We start from the raw sequence: 13,131 nt of genomic DNA, 5'->3' as shown, positions 1-13,131 counted from the left end.
AACCGGGCACACAGCCCGGCTATCCCCTCGAACCACGACTCGACCCGCTCAACCACCAGTCCATCAGCACACAGTCACACCAACGAGACCCAACGCCATCCGTCACGCCAGCTGCGGTTGCAGTACTAAGCCAGGCGTAGAAGCCGCCTAGGCCGCTGACGCGAGGACACCCTCCGGGAGGTGATCCACCGGCCCAACGGGATCGGCCCGGCCTGCCTGCACCCCCGGTGCGTCGACTACCCGGCCGATGAGCTGGAACTGCGGCTCAGCCCTGCCGACGGCGGCGGCACGACGCTCGAAGTGGAGCACACCACGGTCGATGAGCCCGCGGCGCTGGCCGAAAGCCTGACACAGGTGGGCGTCGGATGGGAGAACGGCACAGACCACCTGGAGCAGTACCTGCGCGGGGATCTCCCCGACGCGCCCCGGCAGGCCAAGCAGGTGCCCAGCGAAGACGAGACGCCCCGGATCACCGAAAGCGACCGGCTGTGGCGGAATATCATCGCCTCCGCCCTGGGCTCCGGCGGCTAGCGCCGCGCCCCAGCGGATGCCCTTTTCAGGCGGCGGGCGTCTCGCGCCTCAGCCGATGACGAGTTCGGCCCGGTCGCGCTCGGTGTGGAGCTTCGGCTCACTACAAGCGTGAAGTCTGAACGAGGGGCGCCGCCGGCCGGGGCCGGCAGCGTCATCGCGCGCCGGTGGCGCACCGAACTCGCGCCGCCCCGGCGCACGATCTGTCGCGTCGCCTCTGTCCTTTCCGGTCGGTCGGCCCGCGCACGCGGACAGGCTCGGCCACCACGCCCCCCGGCGGTCGGGTCGGACGTCACCGCACATCCGACCGCCACGACCACCGACCCGGCGCACCTGTCCGGCCACGGCACTAGCCCGCGGACGCGCCCGCGGGAGCGAGCACCGCGGCGCGGTTCAGGGCGGCCGAGAACTGGTCGAGGACCTGGTCCAGCGGACCGGCCGCGGCCGGGTCCACGGTCACCGCGCCGTCCTGCTCCACCGTGATGTGGCGGTCGAGCACGAACCAGCCCTGCGTGACGTGCCCGGCGCCCATCGAGGACAGCACGGGCCGCAGCGCGTAGTCGATGGCCAGCACATGGGCGGTGGTGCCGCCCGTCGCCAGCGGCAGCACCGTCTTGCCCGCGAGCGCGAACTGCGGGAGCAGGTCGAGCAGGGACTTCAGCAGCCCCGAGTAGGCCGCCTTGTAGACGGGCGTGCCGATGACGATGCCGTCGGCGCGCAGGAACTGCTGGGCGACCTCCAGGATGGCGGGGTGGTCGACGTCGGCGCCGGTGAGCGCCTGAGGGGGAAGGTTCCGCACGTCGAGCGGCGCGACCTCATGCCCGTGCGCGGTGAGCCTGGCGTCCAAGTGCCGCAGCAGGCGGGCGGTGCGGGAGGTGGGTGACGGACTTCCGGAGACGGACAGGACGAGAGCCATGGGACACCTCGGGGGCTCGGCGGGATGAACGTTTCGGCTTGCGAGGGCGGTTCACGGCCGGCCGGCGCCGGCGACCAGCGGTTCGGGGCGGACGGGGGCGGACCGTTCGGCGGGCTGGACGGGTGGGATCCACTGGCCGCGCTCGGCCAGCAGCGGGAGGACGCCCTCGCCGAACCAGTACGCCGCCTCCAGGTGCGGGTAGCCGGAGAGCACGAACTCCTCGATCCCCAGCGCCTGGTACTCGCCGATCAGGTCGGCCACCTCGGCGTGGCTGCCGACCAGCGCGGTGCCCGCGCCGCCCCGCACCAGGCCGATCCCGGCCCACAGCCCGGGGTGGATCTCCAGCGCGTCCCTGCTGCCGCCGTGCAGCGCCAGCATCCGCCGCTGGCCCTCGGACTCGCTGTGCGCCAGCCGCTCCTGCGCGGCCCGCACGGTGTCGGGGTCAAGGCCCGAGAGCAGCCGGTCGGCCTCCGCCCACGCCTCCGCGCCGGTGTCGCGGTTGATCACGTGCAGCCGGATGCCGAACCGCACGGTGCGGCCCGCCGCCTCGGCCAGGGCGCGGACCCTGGAGATCTTCTCGGCGACCTGCGCGGGCGGCTCGCCCCAGGTCAGATAGACGTCGGCGTACCGGGCGGCGACGCCGATGGCGGCGGGCGAGGAGCCGCCGAAGTACACCTCGGGCACCGGCTCCGGCAGCCGGACCAGGGCGGCCCGCTCGACGCGCAGGTGCTCGCCGTCGAGGTCGACCGTGTTGCCCTGCCACAGCTCGCGCACGACGTGCAGGAACTCGCCGGTGCGGGCGTAGCGGGCGTCCTTGTCGAGGAAGTCGCCGTAGGCGCGCTGCTCGCCGGACTCGCCGCCGGTCACGACGTTGAGCAGCAGCCGCCCGCCGCTCTGCCGCTGATAGGTGGAGGCCATCTGCGCGGCGAAGGTGGGAGAGAGGAAGCCCGGGCGGAACGCCACGAGGAACTTCAGCCGTTCGGTGTGCTGGCTGATCATCGCGGTGGTCAGCCAGGCGTCCTCGCACCAGGCCCCGGTGGGGGTCAGCACGCCGGTGAACCCCACCTGCTCGGCGGCGCGGGCGATCTGGCCGAGGTAGGCGACCGTCGGCGGGCGGTAGCCGCCCGCGGCGGTGACCGCGGCGCCGTGACCGCCGCCGACGACGTGGCGGCTGTCGCCGTTGGTGGGCAGGAACCAGTGGAACGTCAGGGACATGGAACTCTCCGTTCGGGAGCGTCGCGCGCACGGCGGGGGGCGCGCGGAATCGTGCCTGGTGGCGGGCTACGGGGAGGGCAGGGGACGCGCCGTGACAACGGGAACAGGGAGAGGGCACCGGAAGGGCGCGGGACAACGGGGCGCGGGAGGAACGGGGCGCGGAGAAGCGGGCGCGGGAAAGCGGGCAGCCGTCGGCCCCGTCAGGGAGCGGGGGCGGGTACGGGCTTCAGGCGCAACAGATCGCGGCGGCGACGCGGAGGAGGTCCACGCAGCGGCGGCGGGTCAGATTCCGTGCACCGGGCATGCGTCGATGCAAGCACGGCGGCAGGGACCCGTCAACGGGCCACCCGACATGCGAGACGGCACCGCGCCCGGCGATCCCCCGGCGGAGGAGCGCGGTTCCGCGGCGGCAAAGCCGTGGCGGCGCCGCACGGATGCCCGACAGGATGGGCGCCATGGAGCACGAGGAGTGGTGCGCGGAGCACTACGGGGCGCGGCACACGATCCTGTCGGTGGTCGTGGGCTCGCGCGCCTTCGGCCTGGCCAGCGCCGAGTCCGACACCGACCGGCGCGGCGTGTACGCGGCGCCCACGGCGGACTTCTGGCGCATGGCCAAGCCACCGGCACACCTGGACGGGCCGCTGCCCGAGCAGTTCAGCTGGGAGGTCGAGCGGTTCTGCGAGCTGGCCCTGACCGCCAACCCGAATGTGCTGGAGGTCCTGCACAGCCCGCTGGTGGAACGCACGACGCCGCTCGGCGAGGAACTGCGGGCGCTGGCACCGGCGTTCCTCTCGCTCCACGTCCACCGCACCTACGCCCGTTACGCACGGGCCCAGTTCGCCAAGGCCGAGGCGCGCAGGCAACGGGAGGGCGCGCCGCGCTGGAAGCATGTCGTCCACCTGCTCCGGCTGATGATCGCCGGGGCCGACCTGCTGGAGACCGGCATCCTCCGCCTCGACGTGGGCGAGCACCGCGAGCGCCTGCTCGCCGTGCGCGGCGGCGCGCTGTCCTGGGCGGAGGTGTGCGCGTGGCGCGAGGAGTTGGCCGCCCGCCTCGACGCCGCGCGGGCGGCGAGCCCGCTGCCCGAGGAACCGGGGGCGGACCGGGTGGACGACTGGCTGGTCTCGGTGCGCGAACGCCGTCTGTCCTTCGCGGGAGGCCGACCGTGATCCGCGGCGTTCCGGAGCTGCCCGACCTGGGGCCCGTGGTGCGCGAGCAGCCGTACCCCCTGCTGTTCGCCACGGTGTCCGGGGCACACCTGTACGGCTTCCCGTCCCGCGACTCGGACGTGGATCTGCGCGGGGTCCATCTGCTGCCGCTGCGGGAGGTGGTCGGTCTGACGCCGGGGCCCGAGACGGTGGCGCGCTCCTGGGTCAGGGAGGGCGTGGAGATGGACCTGGTGACCCATGACCTGACCAAGTTCGCCCGCATGCTGCTGCGCCCCAACGGCTACGTGCTGGAACAGCTGCTCTCACCGCTGATCGCGCACTCGACTCCCGTGCACGCGGGGCTCGTTGCCCTGGCACCACGGCTGCTGGCCCGGCACCACGCCCGCCACTACCGCGGCTTCGCGAGGACACAGACCGGTCTCTTCGAGAAGACCGGCGAACTCAAGCCGCTGCTCTACGCGTTCCGGGTGCTGATGACCGGCGTCCACCTGATGCGGGAGCGTGAGCTCCAGGCCGACCTGCCCTCGCTGCTGGCGGCGGGCGGGGCTCCGACGTATGTGCCGCGGCTGGTCGCCGCCAAGGCGGCGGCCGAGCACGGCCTGCTGTCCGAGGTCGAGGACACGCCACCGGTCTCCCGCATCCTCGCGGACCTGGGGACCCTGCACGCCACCCTGGACACGGCCGAGGAACGCACCACGCTCCCGGCCGACCCCGCCGACGCGTCGGCGGCGCTGAACGACCTGGTCCTGACGGCCCGCCTGGGCTGAGCCGGCGGCGAGACCGCCGCATCCCCGGAGACCGGAACGCCACGCCTGGACGCGGACGGGCACGCGTGGCGCGGGCACGCGTGGCGCGGGGAGTCGGCCGCCCCCTACCTCACCCGGTCTTCCGTGCGAGCCCGCCATAGCAGGCGACTTCATCGGGCAGGCCGAAGGGGAGGGCGCCCAGGCGCCATTGCGAGACCGTGACCACGCCCGGTTCGAGGAGGTCGAGGCCGTCGAAGTAGCGGGCGATCTGCTCGGGGTCACGGGGGGTGTAGGGGATGGCGCCGGGGCGCTTGTTGTAGGTGCTGAGGGCGCTCACATAGGCGGGGTCGGTCGTGGTGCCGTCGTTGAGGCCGAGGAAGCTGCCAGGCGCGAGCGCGTCCGTCAGCCGGGCGACGATGGACCGGGCCTCGTCGTCGTCCTCGACGAGGCCGAGGATGCCCATGAGCATGAGTCCGACGGGGCGGGAGAAGTCCAGCGTGCGGGCGGCCTCCTGGAGGATGCGCTCGGGATCGCGCGCGTCGGCGTGGACGTAGTCGCACGCGCCCTGGGGGGTGCTGGTGAGCAGGGCGGTCGCGTGGACGAGCACCAGGGGGTCGTTGTCGACGTAGACGACGCGGCTCTCGGGAGCGATGCCCTGCGCCACCTCGTGGGTGTTGTCGACGGTGGGAAGCCCGGTGCCTATGTCGAGGAACTGGCGTATGCCCTCTTCCTCGGTGAGGTGGCGGACGACGCGCCCGATGAACGCCCGCGAGTTGCGGGTGAGGGCGACCATGCCGGGAAAGGCCGCGGCCAGCCGGTCGCCGGCCACCCGGTCGACCTCGTAGTTGTCCTTGCCGCCGAGGAGGTAGTTCCATACCCGTGCGGAGTGGTGGACCGAGGTGTTGATGCGAGGACCTGACTGGTCCGGGCTGCTGTCATCGCGCATCCGCGCTGACCCCTTTCAGGCTGGGTGAACAGACTCTCAGCACATCGGCACAGACGAACGGGCTAGATCAACTCCGGTCGCTGAGACGCCTGTTCGAGCAAGATTATGCGACCGCCCCACCCACCCCGACAGCCCGGCGCCCGGGGCCGGTGAGAAGTGGGCGCTGCCCGGGGTCGAGGTGCTGGGCGACGGGCGGACGGTGATGGTGTCCGCGACCGACGCGCCGAGTGGTGCCGCGCTGGGGTGGGCCGGTCCGCCGAACGGGACGTCGACCGTCCCGGACGTCTGCGCGCCGCCCTCATCTCCGGGGGAAGAGCAGCGTCGGTTCGGCGAGGATGTCGCGGTTCGCCTCGCTCCTGTAGATCAGGTCGATGCTGCCGAAGCGCGCGTCGTCATAGTCGAGACCGAGCCCAGCGACGGCTTTTCGGACGGCTTCTTCGGATGGCCCTTCGATTTCGAGGAACGTGGGCAGGTCGGGCCACGTGTCGAAGTCGTAGGTGATGCCGTCGAGCTGCCATTCCTCGCGGTAGTTCTGCTGGAAGCGCACCTGTCGCAGGCCGATCGCTTTCAAGAGTTCGGCCGTCTTCTCCAGATCACCGACCTCGACTTCGATTTCCGTGGTGCCACCGATGTGGGTGGCGTCGCTGACCTGCTTCAGGGTGAGCGTGGTCCTCCCGCCCTCGTCTCGCAGCCGCAGCCACTGTTCGCCCTGGACTGCGTCATTCTCGAAGATCAGGCGCGTGAACATGGTCTTGGGGAAGACCTGTCGCGCGCCGGCATCACGAATGCCGCCCTGTACCCTCTCCACGTCGATCGCCAAGAACTTGGCCTCGTACTCGTGTTCCGCCATTGGTCTCCTCCGGCACGTCCGGTATTACGCGCGCAGGTCGTGGAATTCCTGATCACGCAATGCCCTGATTCCCTCGCACAGCCCGCTGCGGACGAATTCTTCCATGGGCAGACACAGATCCATGCGCTGAATGCACACGCCGACATGGAAGGTGCCCGCGCGGTCGCGGTAGAGCCGCACCCCGTAGTATCCCTCATGGCAGTCGGTCTCGTTGTTGAACCGGCACCCGGCACAGGTCTCGGGCAGCCGCAGCGGGCGGATGTGCTTGACCACGAGCACGCCGCCGTTCGGCAGTCGGTAGGAGATGCGAAAGCCGGACGTGCCCGCGATCAGATGCACCTCGTGCGGCGTCGCGCCGAGTTCGGCCAGCAGCGTGTCGATGGCGTCGAGCGACTCCTCCCCGTCCGACAGTGACGACAGGACACGAACCGACAGGCACGGGGAATACCGCTCCAGAAGCCGGTGAACGCGCCTGACGTGGGAACCGTCGGGAAGGACGACGTTCGCCCTCGTGCTCAAGCCCAAGTCCAGTGCCACACGGATCGATTCGTCCAGTGCCTCGATCTTGGCGACGGCCAGCGAGGCTCTGCGGAACTTCTCGTTCTGTACCTCGGCCAGTTCCCCGGAGTCGGTGCCGAAGATCGAGAAGTTGACGCGCTGGAGCCCGGCGCGCACGCAGCCTGGCAAGATCCTGGCGCCGTTCTCTCCGTTGGAGGTGACGCTGACCCGGTAGCCGCTGTTGCCTGCCAGCGCGACGAGCTGCGCCAGCTTCGGGTGCAGGGTGGGCTCTCCACCCGTGAGGTGAACCTCGGTGAAGCCGAGCGCCTCCTGTAGCTGTTCGAGAGCGGCGCGGAACCCCTCGTCGGGGTGCATGGGCGCCGCGGCGAAGCGGGCCCCGTTCCGGGCCAGGTAGATGGACACCCGCCCGGACGGGCCGGCGGGGTTGAAGGCTCCCCCGAAGGGGGCACTCCCCGCGGCTGGGGCGGGGTTGTCCGCACTGACCGGTGTTCCCTCGTTGTGGCAGAACGTGCAGGTCATGCCGCAGGCATCGATGACCTTGACACGTAAGGTCCGGTCCACCGAAACGCGGACCGGTACAGCGCTGCCAAGGCCCTGTGAGGCCCGGTGCTGGATCACGGTGACGCTCACTCCTTCGGTGATCAACGGGTGAGCACCAACGCGCTACCGGTCCGCCAGGCGGGCGAACTGGGCGGCCTGGATGCCGTACAGCTCGCGGAAGTGCCCGTCGGGGAGTTCGAGCAGTTCGCGGGGGGTGCCGGACTCCACCAGGCGGCCCTGGTGGAGGACGTGGACGAGGTCGGCGTGGCGCACGGACGCCATGCGGTGGGTGATGAGGATGACGGTCTGCCCGGTGTCGGCGAGCGCGCGGATCTGGTCGAACACCCGCTGTTCCTCCTTGGCGTCGAGCGCCGCCGTCGGCTCGTCCACGATGAGGACCGGCACGTCCCGGTAGTGGGCGCGGGCGATGCCGAGGCGCTGCCACTGGCCGCCGCTGAGCTGGTGGCCGCCCTGGTAGCCGCGGGCCAGCAGGGTGTCCCAGCCACGGGGCAGCCCGTCGATCACCGCGTCGGCCCCAGCGCGGCGGGCGGCGGCGCGCAGCCGGTCGGCGTCGACGGGGACGTTGGGGGCGCCGATGGACACGTTGACGCGGGCCGTGAACCGCCAGCGGTTGAAGTCCTGGGCGACCATGGCGATCCGGGCGAACACCTGGTGCCGGTCGGCCTGGCTGGTGGGGACGCCGTCCCAGCTGACCTGGCCGTTCTCGGGGAGGTAGAGCCCGGCGAGCAGCTTGACCAGCGTGGACTTGCCCGAGCCGTTCTCGCCGACGAGGGCGGTGATCCGCCCGGTGGGGATGGTGAGGCTGACGTCGGTGAGGGCGGGCGGGGCCTTGGCGTCGGTGCCCGGGTAGCGGAAGGTGACGCTGTCGAACGTGATGCGGCGCGGGTGGGGGGAGATCGCGAGGCCGCCGGTGGGGATGGCCCAGTCGGCGGCCTGGGTGCACAGCCGGTCGAGGTCGGCGACGAACAGGCTCTCGTCGTACAGGTTGTTGATGGCCGAGACCATCCCGCCGAGGCTGGAGGAGCCGGTGCGGATGGCGAGCACGGCGGTGCCCGCGACGGACATGGCCATGGTGCCGCCCCAGGCGAGAGCGCCGAGGGTCACATAGGTGGCGGCTGCGGCCAGGCCGGTCCAGGCCGCCGCCCACAGCCCGGTGCGGGCGTCGAGGCGGGCCAGGCGGGTCTGTTCGGCCTCGGAGCTGGCCGACATGTTGCGGAAGTGCTTGAGCAGGAACGGGCCGACCTGGTGGACGCGGATCTCGGAGGCGGTGTCGGTGGCGGTGAGTTCGCCGCTGAGCACGCGGCCCGCGCGGGAGTGCTGGACCCAGATGCGGAACGACTCGTAGCGGCGGCGGGTGGTGACGAGGGTGGCCCACATCCTGGGCACGGTCATCAGGCCGAGCAACGGGAGCAGCACCGGGTGGAGCACGGTCAGCACGCTCGCGGCGGCGGCCAGCGACAGCAGCGCATTGACCACTTGTGTGCAGTAGTCGATCATCCGGCGGGCGGAGGTGGCTCCGTACTGGGCGGTGTCGAGCAGCCGGTGGAACTGGTCGTCCTCGATGGCCGCCAGCTCGACGCGGGAGGCACGCGCCAGGTACCGCTCGGTCGCGACCCGTTCGACCTTGGGTTCGAGCCGGCCCGAGCCGTAGGTGGAGGCCGCGGCCAGCACCGCCCCGACGATCGCGGCGACGGCGACGACGGTGAGGGCGGGCAGGGCCGCGCGCAGCCGGTCGGCGGGGGCGCCGTCGGCGAGGATCGCGGCCAGCACGGTGTTGACGGCGACCAGGCCCGCGGCCTGGGCGACGCCGCGCCCGAGTTCGGCGGCGGCGACCATGCGCAGCGCGGCGCGGTCGGCGTCACGGGCGAGGCGGACGGTGGTGCCGATGAGACGGGGCAGGGTGCGGACCATCGACCACAGGCTGAGGCGGGTGAACGCCCCGTCGTGGCTGCTCCAGCCGGTGTCGTAGAGAAGGGGGCCACCGAACAGGAGCTGCTCCGAGGGGGAGCTGCTGCTCTGGGGCGGCGGGTCGTGGCTGGCGTCGGACGTGCTGTTCTCCAAGGTGACCTCACGGGAGCGCTCGGCGGCCGGGCCGCCGGGCCCGGACCGGCGACCGGCGACCGGCGACCGGCGCTCCAGGAGCCCGCACGTGGCGGCGTACGAGGGTCGAAGGACCCCGTCGACCGGAGCCATCTCAGCGCAATCGCCACCGCCGCGCACAGGACGTCCCGGCGTTTTCGGACAACTCGCCACTCCAGGTTTGCCGCCCGCGCGCGGCCGGTGACACTGGGTGTCCGGCCGGCGTCCGCGGGGCCCGGTCGGCGGCACACGGGGCCACCCCGGGGGCCGCGTTCCGGCCAGGGAGCCAAGTTGACCGGATTCGGCCGGGACGGAACGATTCGGCGTCCAGGCCGCCTCACTCCTCCGAGCCAAGGCGCCTCGCGCCAGGTTGACGCCGGGGTGGACCGGGGCGAGGGAGAGGGGGCCGAGGGAGAAGGAACTGTTCGTCGCTCAGGGTGACGTATTACGGTCAGGCGCATGCTGACAACCGGCGCCTCAGCGCACAACTGGGCAGGAAACATCACTTTCGGACCCGAGCGGCTGCACCGCCCGTCCTCGCTGGACGAGCTCCGGCGGATCGTGGCGGGCGCGGCGCGGGTGCGGGCGCTGGGCACCGGCCACTCGTTCAACCGCATCGCCGACACCGACGGCGACCTGGTGCGCGTGGACGGGCTGCCGCGCCGGATCGAGATCGACCCGGCCGCCGGGACCGTGACCGTCTCGGCCGGCCTGCGTTACGTCGAGGTCGCGGCCGAACTCCAGGCCGCGGGGTGGGCCCTGGCCAACATGGCCTCCCTGCCCCACATCACGGTCGCCGGGTCCGTGGCCACCGGGACACACGGCTCCGGCGACGGCAACCGGGGCCTCGCCTCGGCCGTGGCCGCCGTGGAGGTGGTCGGCCCCGACGGCGACCTGGTCGCCTTCCGCAGAGACGCCGACGCCGACGCCGACGCCGACCGGTTCCCCGGCGCCGTGGTGAGCCTGGGAGCCCTGGGGCCCGTGGTCGCCCTCACCCTGGACATCGAGCCGTCCTTCGAGGTGGCGCAGTGGGTGTACACGGGGGTGCCGCTGGACGCGCTGGGGTCCCGTTTCGACGAGATCACCGGCGCCGCCTACAGCGTGAGCACGTTCACCGACTGGCACGGCGGCCTCGCCACCGTGTGGCTCAAGCGCCGCACCGACCGGGACGGTTCGGGGCACCCGGGGGCCGACTGGCTGGGCGGCGCCCCGGCGAAGGAGCCCTGGCACCCGATCGCGGGCATGCCCGCGCGGTTCTGCACGCGGCAGCTCGGCGTCCCGGGCCCCTGGAACGCCCGACTGCCGCATTTCCGGGCGGAGTTCACCCCGAGCCGGGGCGAGGAGCTCCAGTCGGAGCTCTTCCTGCCGCGTGCCGCCGCGCCCGCCGCGTTCGCCGCGCTGCGCGAGCTGGGCCCCGCGCTGGCGCCCGTGCTCCAGATATCGGAGGTCCGCACCATCGCCGCCGAGGACCAGTGGATGAGCCCGGCCTTCGGGCGGGACTCGGTCGCCCTGCACTTCACCTGGGTCAAGGACGAGGAGGCCGTGCGGCCGGTGCTGGCGCGGATGGAGGAGCTGCTGCTCCCGCTGGGCGCCCGCCCGCACTGGGGCAAGGTCACCACGGCCGCGCCGGCGGCGGTCGCCGCCCGGTACGAACACCTCGACTCGTTCGCCCGGTTGCTCTCGGCGCACGATCCCGAGGGCCGCTTCCGCAACGCCTTCGTGTCCGAACTGCTCGCGGAGCGCTGACCCCGGCACCCCTCCGGCCGGGGTCGGCGCTCCGCCGTGGGGGTCGCCAACGGGATGTCCGGCGCGGTGCCCGGCGTGACACCACCACGGGATGATGTGACCCAGCTCTCACCTTCCCACAGGACTGCGTGGTGCGCAAACTTGCGTGACCCGCAATACATGGGTACGGTCGGCGCATGACCGGGGAACGATCCGCGCCGCCGGGGCTGCGCGAACGCAAGAAGACGGCCACCCGCAGGGCCCTGAGCGAGGCCGCGCTGCGCCTGGTCGCCGAGCGCGGCTTCGACAACGTCCTGGTCGAGGACATCGCGCACGCCGTCGACGTGTCGCCCCGGACGTTCAACAACTACTTCGCCAGCAAGCACGAGGCCATCGTCAGCCTGGTCCTGGCCCGCCGCGAGGAGTTGCGTGAGGCGCTGGCGGCCCGACCGGCCGACGAGCCGCTCTGGGACGCCGTCGCGGGCGCCCTGGCCGACCAGGCGCGCACGGCCGGGTCCAGTGACTGGCTGCCCCGGTACCGGCTGATCCGCGAGACCCCCGCGCTGGACGCCGAGCGGCTCAAGGCGTACGCGCGCGTCGAGGACGCGCTCGCCGCCGAGATCGCCGGACGCACCGGGCTCGACCCCCGCGCCGACCTCTTCCCGAGGCTCGCCGCGAACGCCGCCGTCGCCGCACTCCGCGCCGCCCTCCACCACTGGCTCGACACCCCCGGCGCGGGCTCCTACCCGGAGTTGCTGCACGGCGCCGTCCACCGGCTGGGCGACGGGCTCGCCGTCCCCGGCACCGACCACCCCAGGGAGACCCCCGATGCCCGATGAGCCGACCCCGGAGCGGACGCCGGAGACGTCCTCCGTTCCCGAGACGATGCGCGCGGCGCGATACGGCCGTTACGGCGGGCCCGAGGTGCTCGGCGTGCGGACCGTGCCGGTTCCCCGCCCCGGGCGGAACGAGGTGCTGGTGCGCGTCCACGCCAGCGGCGTCAACGCCGTCGACACCCTGATCAGGTCGGGACGGATGCGGCCGGTCACCGGCTTCCGCTTCCCCAAGGGCATCGGGGCGGACTTCGCGGGCGAGGTCGTGGCCCGGGGTCCCGGCGTCGGCGTCGGCGTCGGCGGCCCGGACGTCGGCGCGCGGGTGTGGGGCGCGTTCTTCGCCATGTGGGGAGCGGCGACGGCCGAGTACGTCGTCGCCAAGGCCCGCGAGGTCGCGCCCGCTCCCGAGGCGATCGGACTGGCGGAGGCGGCGGCGCTTCCCACCGTCGGCATGATCGCCCTCCAGGGGCTCCGCACCGTCCGCGCGCGACCCGGCCGCACGGCGCTGGTGATCGGCGCCGCGGGCGGCGTCGGCACGGCCGTGCTTCAACTCGCCCGCGCCCGGGGCCTGTCCGTCACCGCCGTCACCAGCGCGGCCAACGCCGCGCAGAGCACACGGCTGGGCGCCGAGCGGACCGTGGACTACGCCACCGACGAACCGGCCTCCCTCGGCCGGGAGTTCGACGTCATCGTGGACTGCCACGGCAGCGGCCTGCGCGCCTACCGCCAACTCCTGCGCCCCGGCGGGCGGATGGTCACCCTCGCTCCGCGCGGCGCCGCCGCCGCGTTCACCACCGCCGTGCTCCCGGGACCGTTCGTGCGGGTGCAGACGCTCAGGCGCCGCCGGGACGACCTGGCGGAGCTCGCCGCCCTGGTGAACGGCGGCGAGCTGCGCCCGGTGATCGAACGGACCTACGCGCTGGACGAGATCGCCGACGCCCACCGGGCCGCCGACACCGGCCACGCGAGCGGCAAGCGCCTGATCCGCATGGCCGGTCCCGCCTGATCGCGCGGGGCCCTGAGGAGGTGGCCCTCAGGAGGTGG

At 72.8% G+C, this 13,131-nt stretch carries 12 protein-coding genes; 6 read left to right on the top strand and 6 right to left on the bottom strand.

What is annotated here, in order from left to right; all coding sequences use genetic code 11:
• Positions 1-180 precede the first annotated feature (180 nt).
• The gene (locus ADY01_RS02855) at positions 181-531 is read left to right on the top strand and encodes a hypothetical protein (RefSeq protein ID WP_049564909.1); all 351 of its coding nucleotides are present in this window, start codon (positions 181-183) and stop codon (positions 529-531) included.
• A gap of 346 nt (positions 532-877) precedes the next feature.
• Here ADY01_RS02855 and ssuE read toward each other — a convergent pair whose 3' ends face one another.
• Both ssuE and ADY01_RS02845 read right to left on the bottom strand, forming a co-directional pair.
• Complete coding sequence (ssuE, locus tag ADY01_RS02850; RefSeq protein ID WP_049564906.1) at positions 878-1,444, bottom strand: NADPH-dependent FMN reductase; 567 nt, start codon at positions 1,442-1,444, stop codon at positions 878-880.
• A 51-nt stretch (positions 1,445-1,495) separates the two neighbouring features.
• Positions 1,496-2,659: an LLM class flavin-dependent oxidoreductase gene (locus ADY01_RS02845; protein ID WP_049564904.1), complete on the bottom strand. Its 1,164-nt coding sequence runs from the start codon at positions 2,657-2,659 to the stop codon at positions 1,496-1,498.
• 455 nt (positions 2,660-3,114) lie between these two features.
• Between ADY01_RS02845 and ADY01_RS40210 the strand changes: the two genes are divergently transcribed.
• Together ADY01_RS40210 and ADY01_RS40205 are read left to right on the top strand one after the other, a co-directional pair.
• Positions 3,115-3,828, top strand: a complete 714-nt coding sequence (locus ADY01_RS40210; protein ID WP_049564933.1) for a DNA polymerase beta superfamily protein — start codon at positions 3,115-3,117, stop codon at positions 3,826-3,828.
• Entirely contained in the window at positions 3,825-4,595 is a 771-nt protein-coding gene (locus ADY01_RS40205; RefSeq protein ID WP_420715562.1) for a DNA polymerase beta superfamily protein, read from the top strand. Before ADY01_RS40210 ends, ADY01_RS40205 begins: the two co-directional genes overlap by 4 nt.
• Positions 4,596-4,704: 109 nt before the next feature.
• Here ADY01_RS40205 and ADY01_RS02830 read toward each other — a convergent pair whose 3' ends face one another.
• The 4 genes from ADY01_RS02830 to ADY01_RS02815 form a co-directional block, all read right to left on the bottom strand.
• Entirely contained in the window at positions 4,705-5,520 is an 816-nt protein-coding gene (locus tag ADY01_RS02830) for an SAM-dependent methyltransferase (protein WP_049564902.1), read from the bottom strand.
• A gap of 298 nt (positions 5,521-5,818) precedes the next feature.
• A complete protein-coding gene (locus tag ADY01_RS02825; protein ID WP_049564899.1) occupies positions 5,819-6,370 on the bottom strand; it encodes a class IV adenylate cyclase in 552 nt (183 codons plus the stop codon).
• A 24-nt stretch (positions 6,371-6,394) separates the two neighbouring features.
• Positions 6,395-7,507, bottom strand: coding sequence for a radical SAM protein (locus ADY01_RS02820; protein WP_049564928.1), 1,113 nt, complete (start codon positions 7,505-7,507; stop codon positions 6,395-6,397).
• Positions 7,508-7,552: 45 nt separating this feature from the next.
• Positions 7,553-9,643, bottom strand: a complete 2,091-nt coding sequence (locus ADY01_RS02815) for an ATP-binding cassette domain-containing protein (protein WP_078899935.1) — start codon at positions 9,641-9,643, stop codon at positions 7,553-7,555.
• Between the two features lie 345 nt (positions 9,644-9,988).
• Between ADY01_RS02815 and ADY01_RS02810 the strand changes: the two genes are divergently transcribed.
• The 3 genes from ADY01_RS02810 (at position 9,989) to ADY01_RS02800 (ending at position 13,093) form a co-directional block, all read left to right on the top strand.
• A complete protein-coding gene (locus tag ADY01_RS02810; RefSeq protein WP_049564897.1) occupies positions 9,989-11,275 on the top strand; it encodes an FAD-binding protein in 1,287 nt (428 codons plus the stop codon).
• Between the two features lie 176 nt (positions 11,276-11,451).
• Positions 11,452-12,093 (top strand): TetR family transcriptional regulator, encoded by a 642-nt coding sequence (locus ADY01_RS02805; protein ID WP_063784094.1) that lies wholly within the window; start codon positions 11,452-11,454, stop codon positions 12,091-12,093.
• A complete protein-coding gene (locus ADY01_RS02800) occupies positions 12,083-13,093 on the top strand; it encodes an NAD(P)-dependent alcohol dehydrogenase (RefSeq protein ID WP_049564895.1) in 1,011 nt (336 codons plus the stop codon). Before ADY01_RS02805 ends, ADY01_RS02800 begins: the two co-directional genes overlap by 11 nt.
• The last annotated feature ends 38 nt before the right edge of the window (positions 13,094-13,131 follow it).

Source organism: Streptomyces sp. SBT349, assembly GCF_001083795.1.
Taxonomy (GTDB): domain Bacteria; phylum Actinomycetota; class Actinomycetes; order Streptomycetales; family Streptomycetaceae; genus Streptomyces.
Note: the sequence above shows the minus strand (reverse complement) of the source record. Positions and strands in the feature narration are given on the sequence as shown.

Coding starts and splice junctions, on each gene's coding strand:
- ssuE (WP_049564906.1), bottom strand. CDS start 1,444: ATGGCTCTCGTCCTGTCCGTCTCCGGAAGTCCGTCACCCACCTCCCGC.
- ADY01_RS02845 (WP_049564904.1), bottom strand. CDS start 2,659: ATGTCCCTGACGTTCCACTGGTTCCTGCCCACCAACGGCGACAGCCGC.
- ADY01_RS40210 (WP_049564933.1), top strand. CDS start 3,115: ATGGAGCACGAGGAGTGGTGCGCGGAGCACTACGGGGCGCGGCACACG.
- ADY01_RS02830 (WP_049564902.1), bottom strand. CDS start 5,520: ATGCGCGATGACAGCAGCCCGGACCAGTCAGGTCCTCGCATCAACACC.
- ADY01_RS02825 (WP_049564899.1), bottom strand. CDS start 6,370: ATGGCGGAACACGAGTACGAGGCCAAGTTCTTGGCGATCGACGTGGAG.
- ADY01_RS02815 (WP_078899935.1), bottom strand. CDS start 9,643: ATGGCTCCGGTCGACGGGGTCCTTCGACCCTCGTACGCCGCCACGTGC.
- ADY01_RS02810 (WP_049564897.1), top strand. CDS start 9,989: ATGCTGACAACCGGCGCCTCAGCGCACAACTGGGCAGGAAACATCACT.
- ADY01_RS02805 (WP_063784094.1), top strand. CDS start 11,452: ATGACCGGGGAACGATCCGCGCCGCCGGGGCTGCGCGAACGCAAGAAG.
- ADY01_RS02800 (WP_049564895.1), top strand. CDS start 12,083: ATGCCCGATGAGCCGACCCCGGAGCGGACGCCGGAGACGTCCTCCGTT.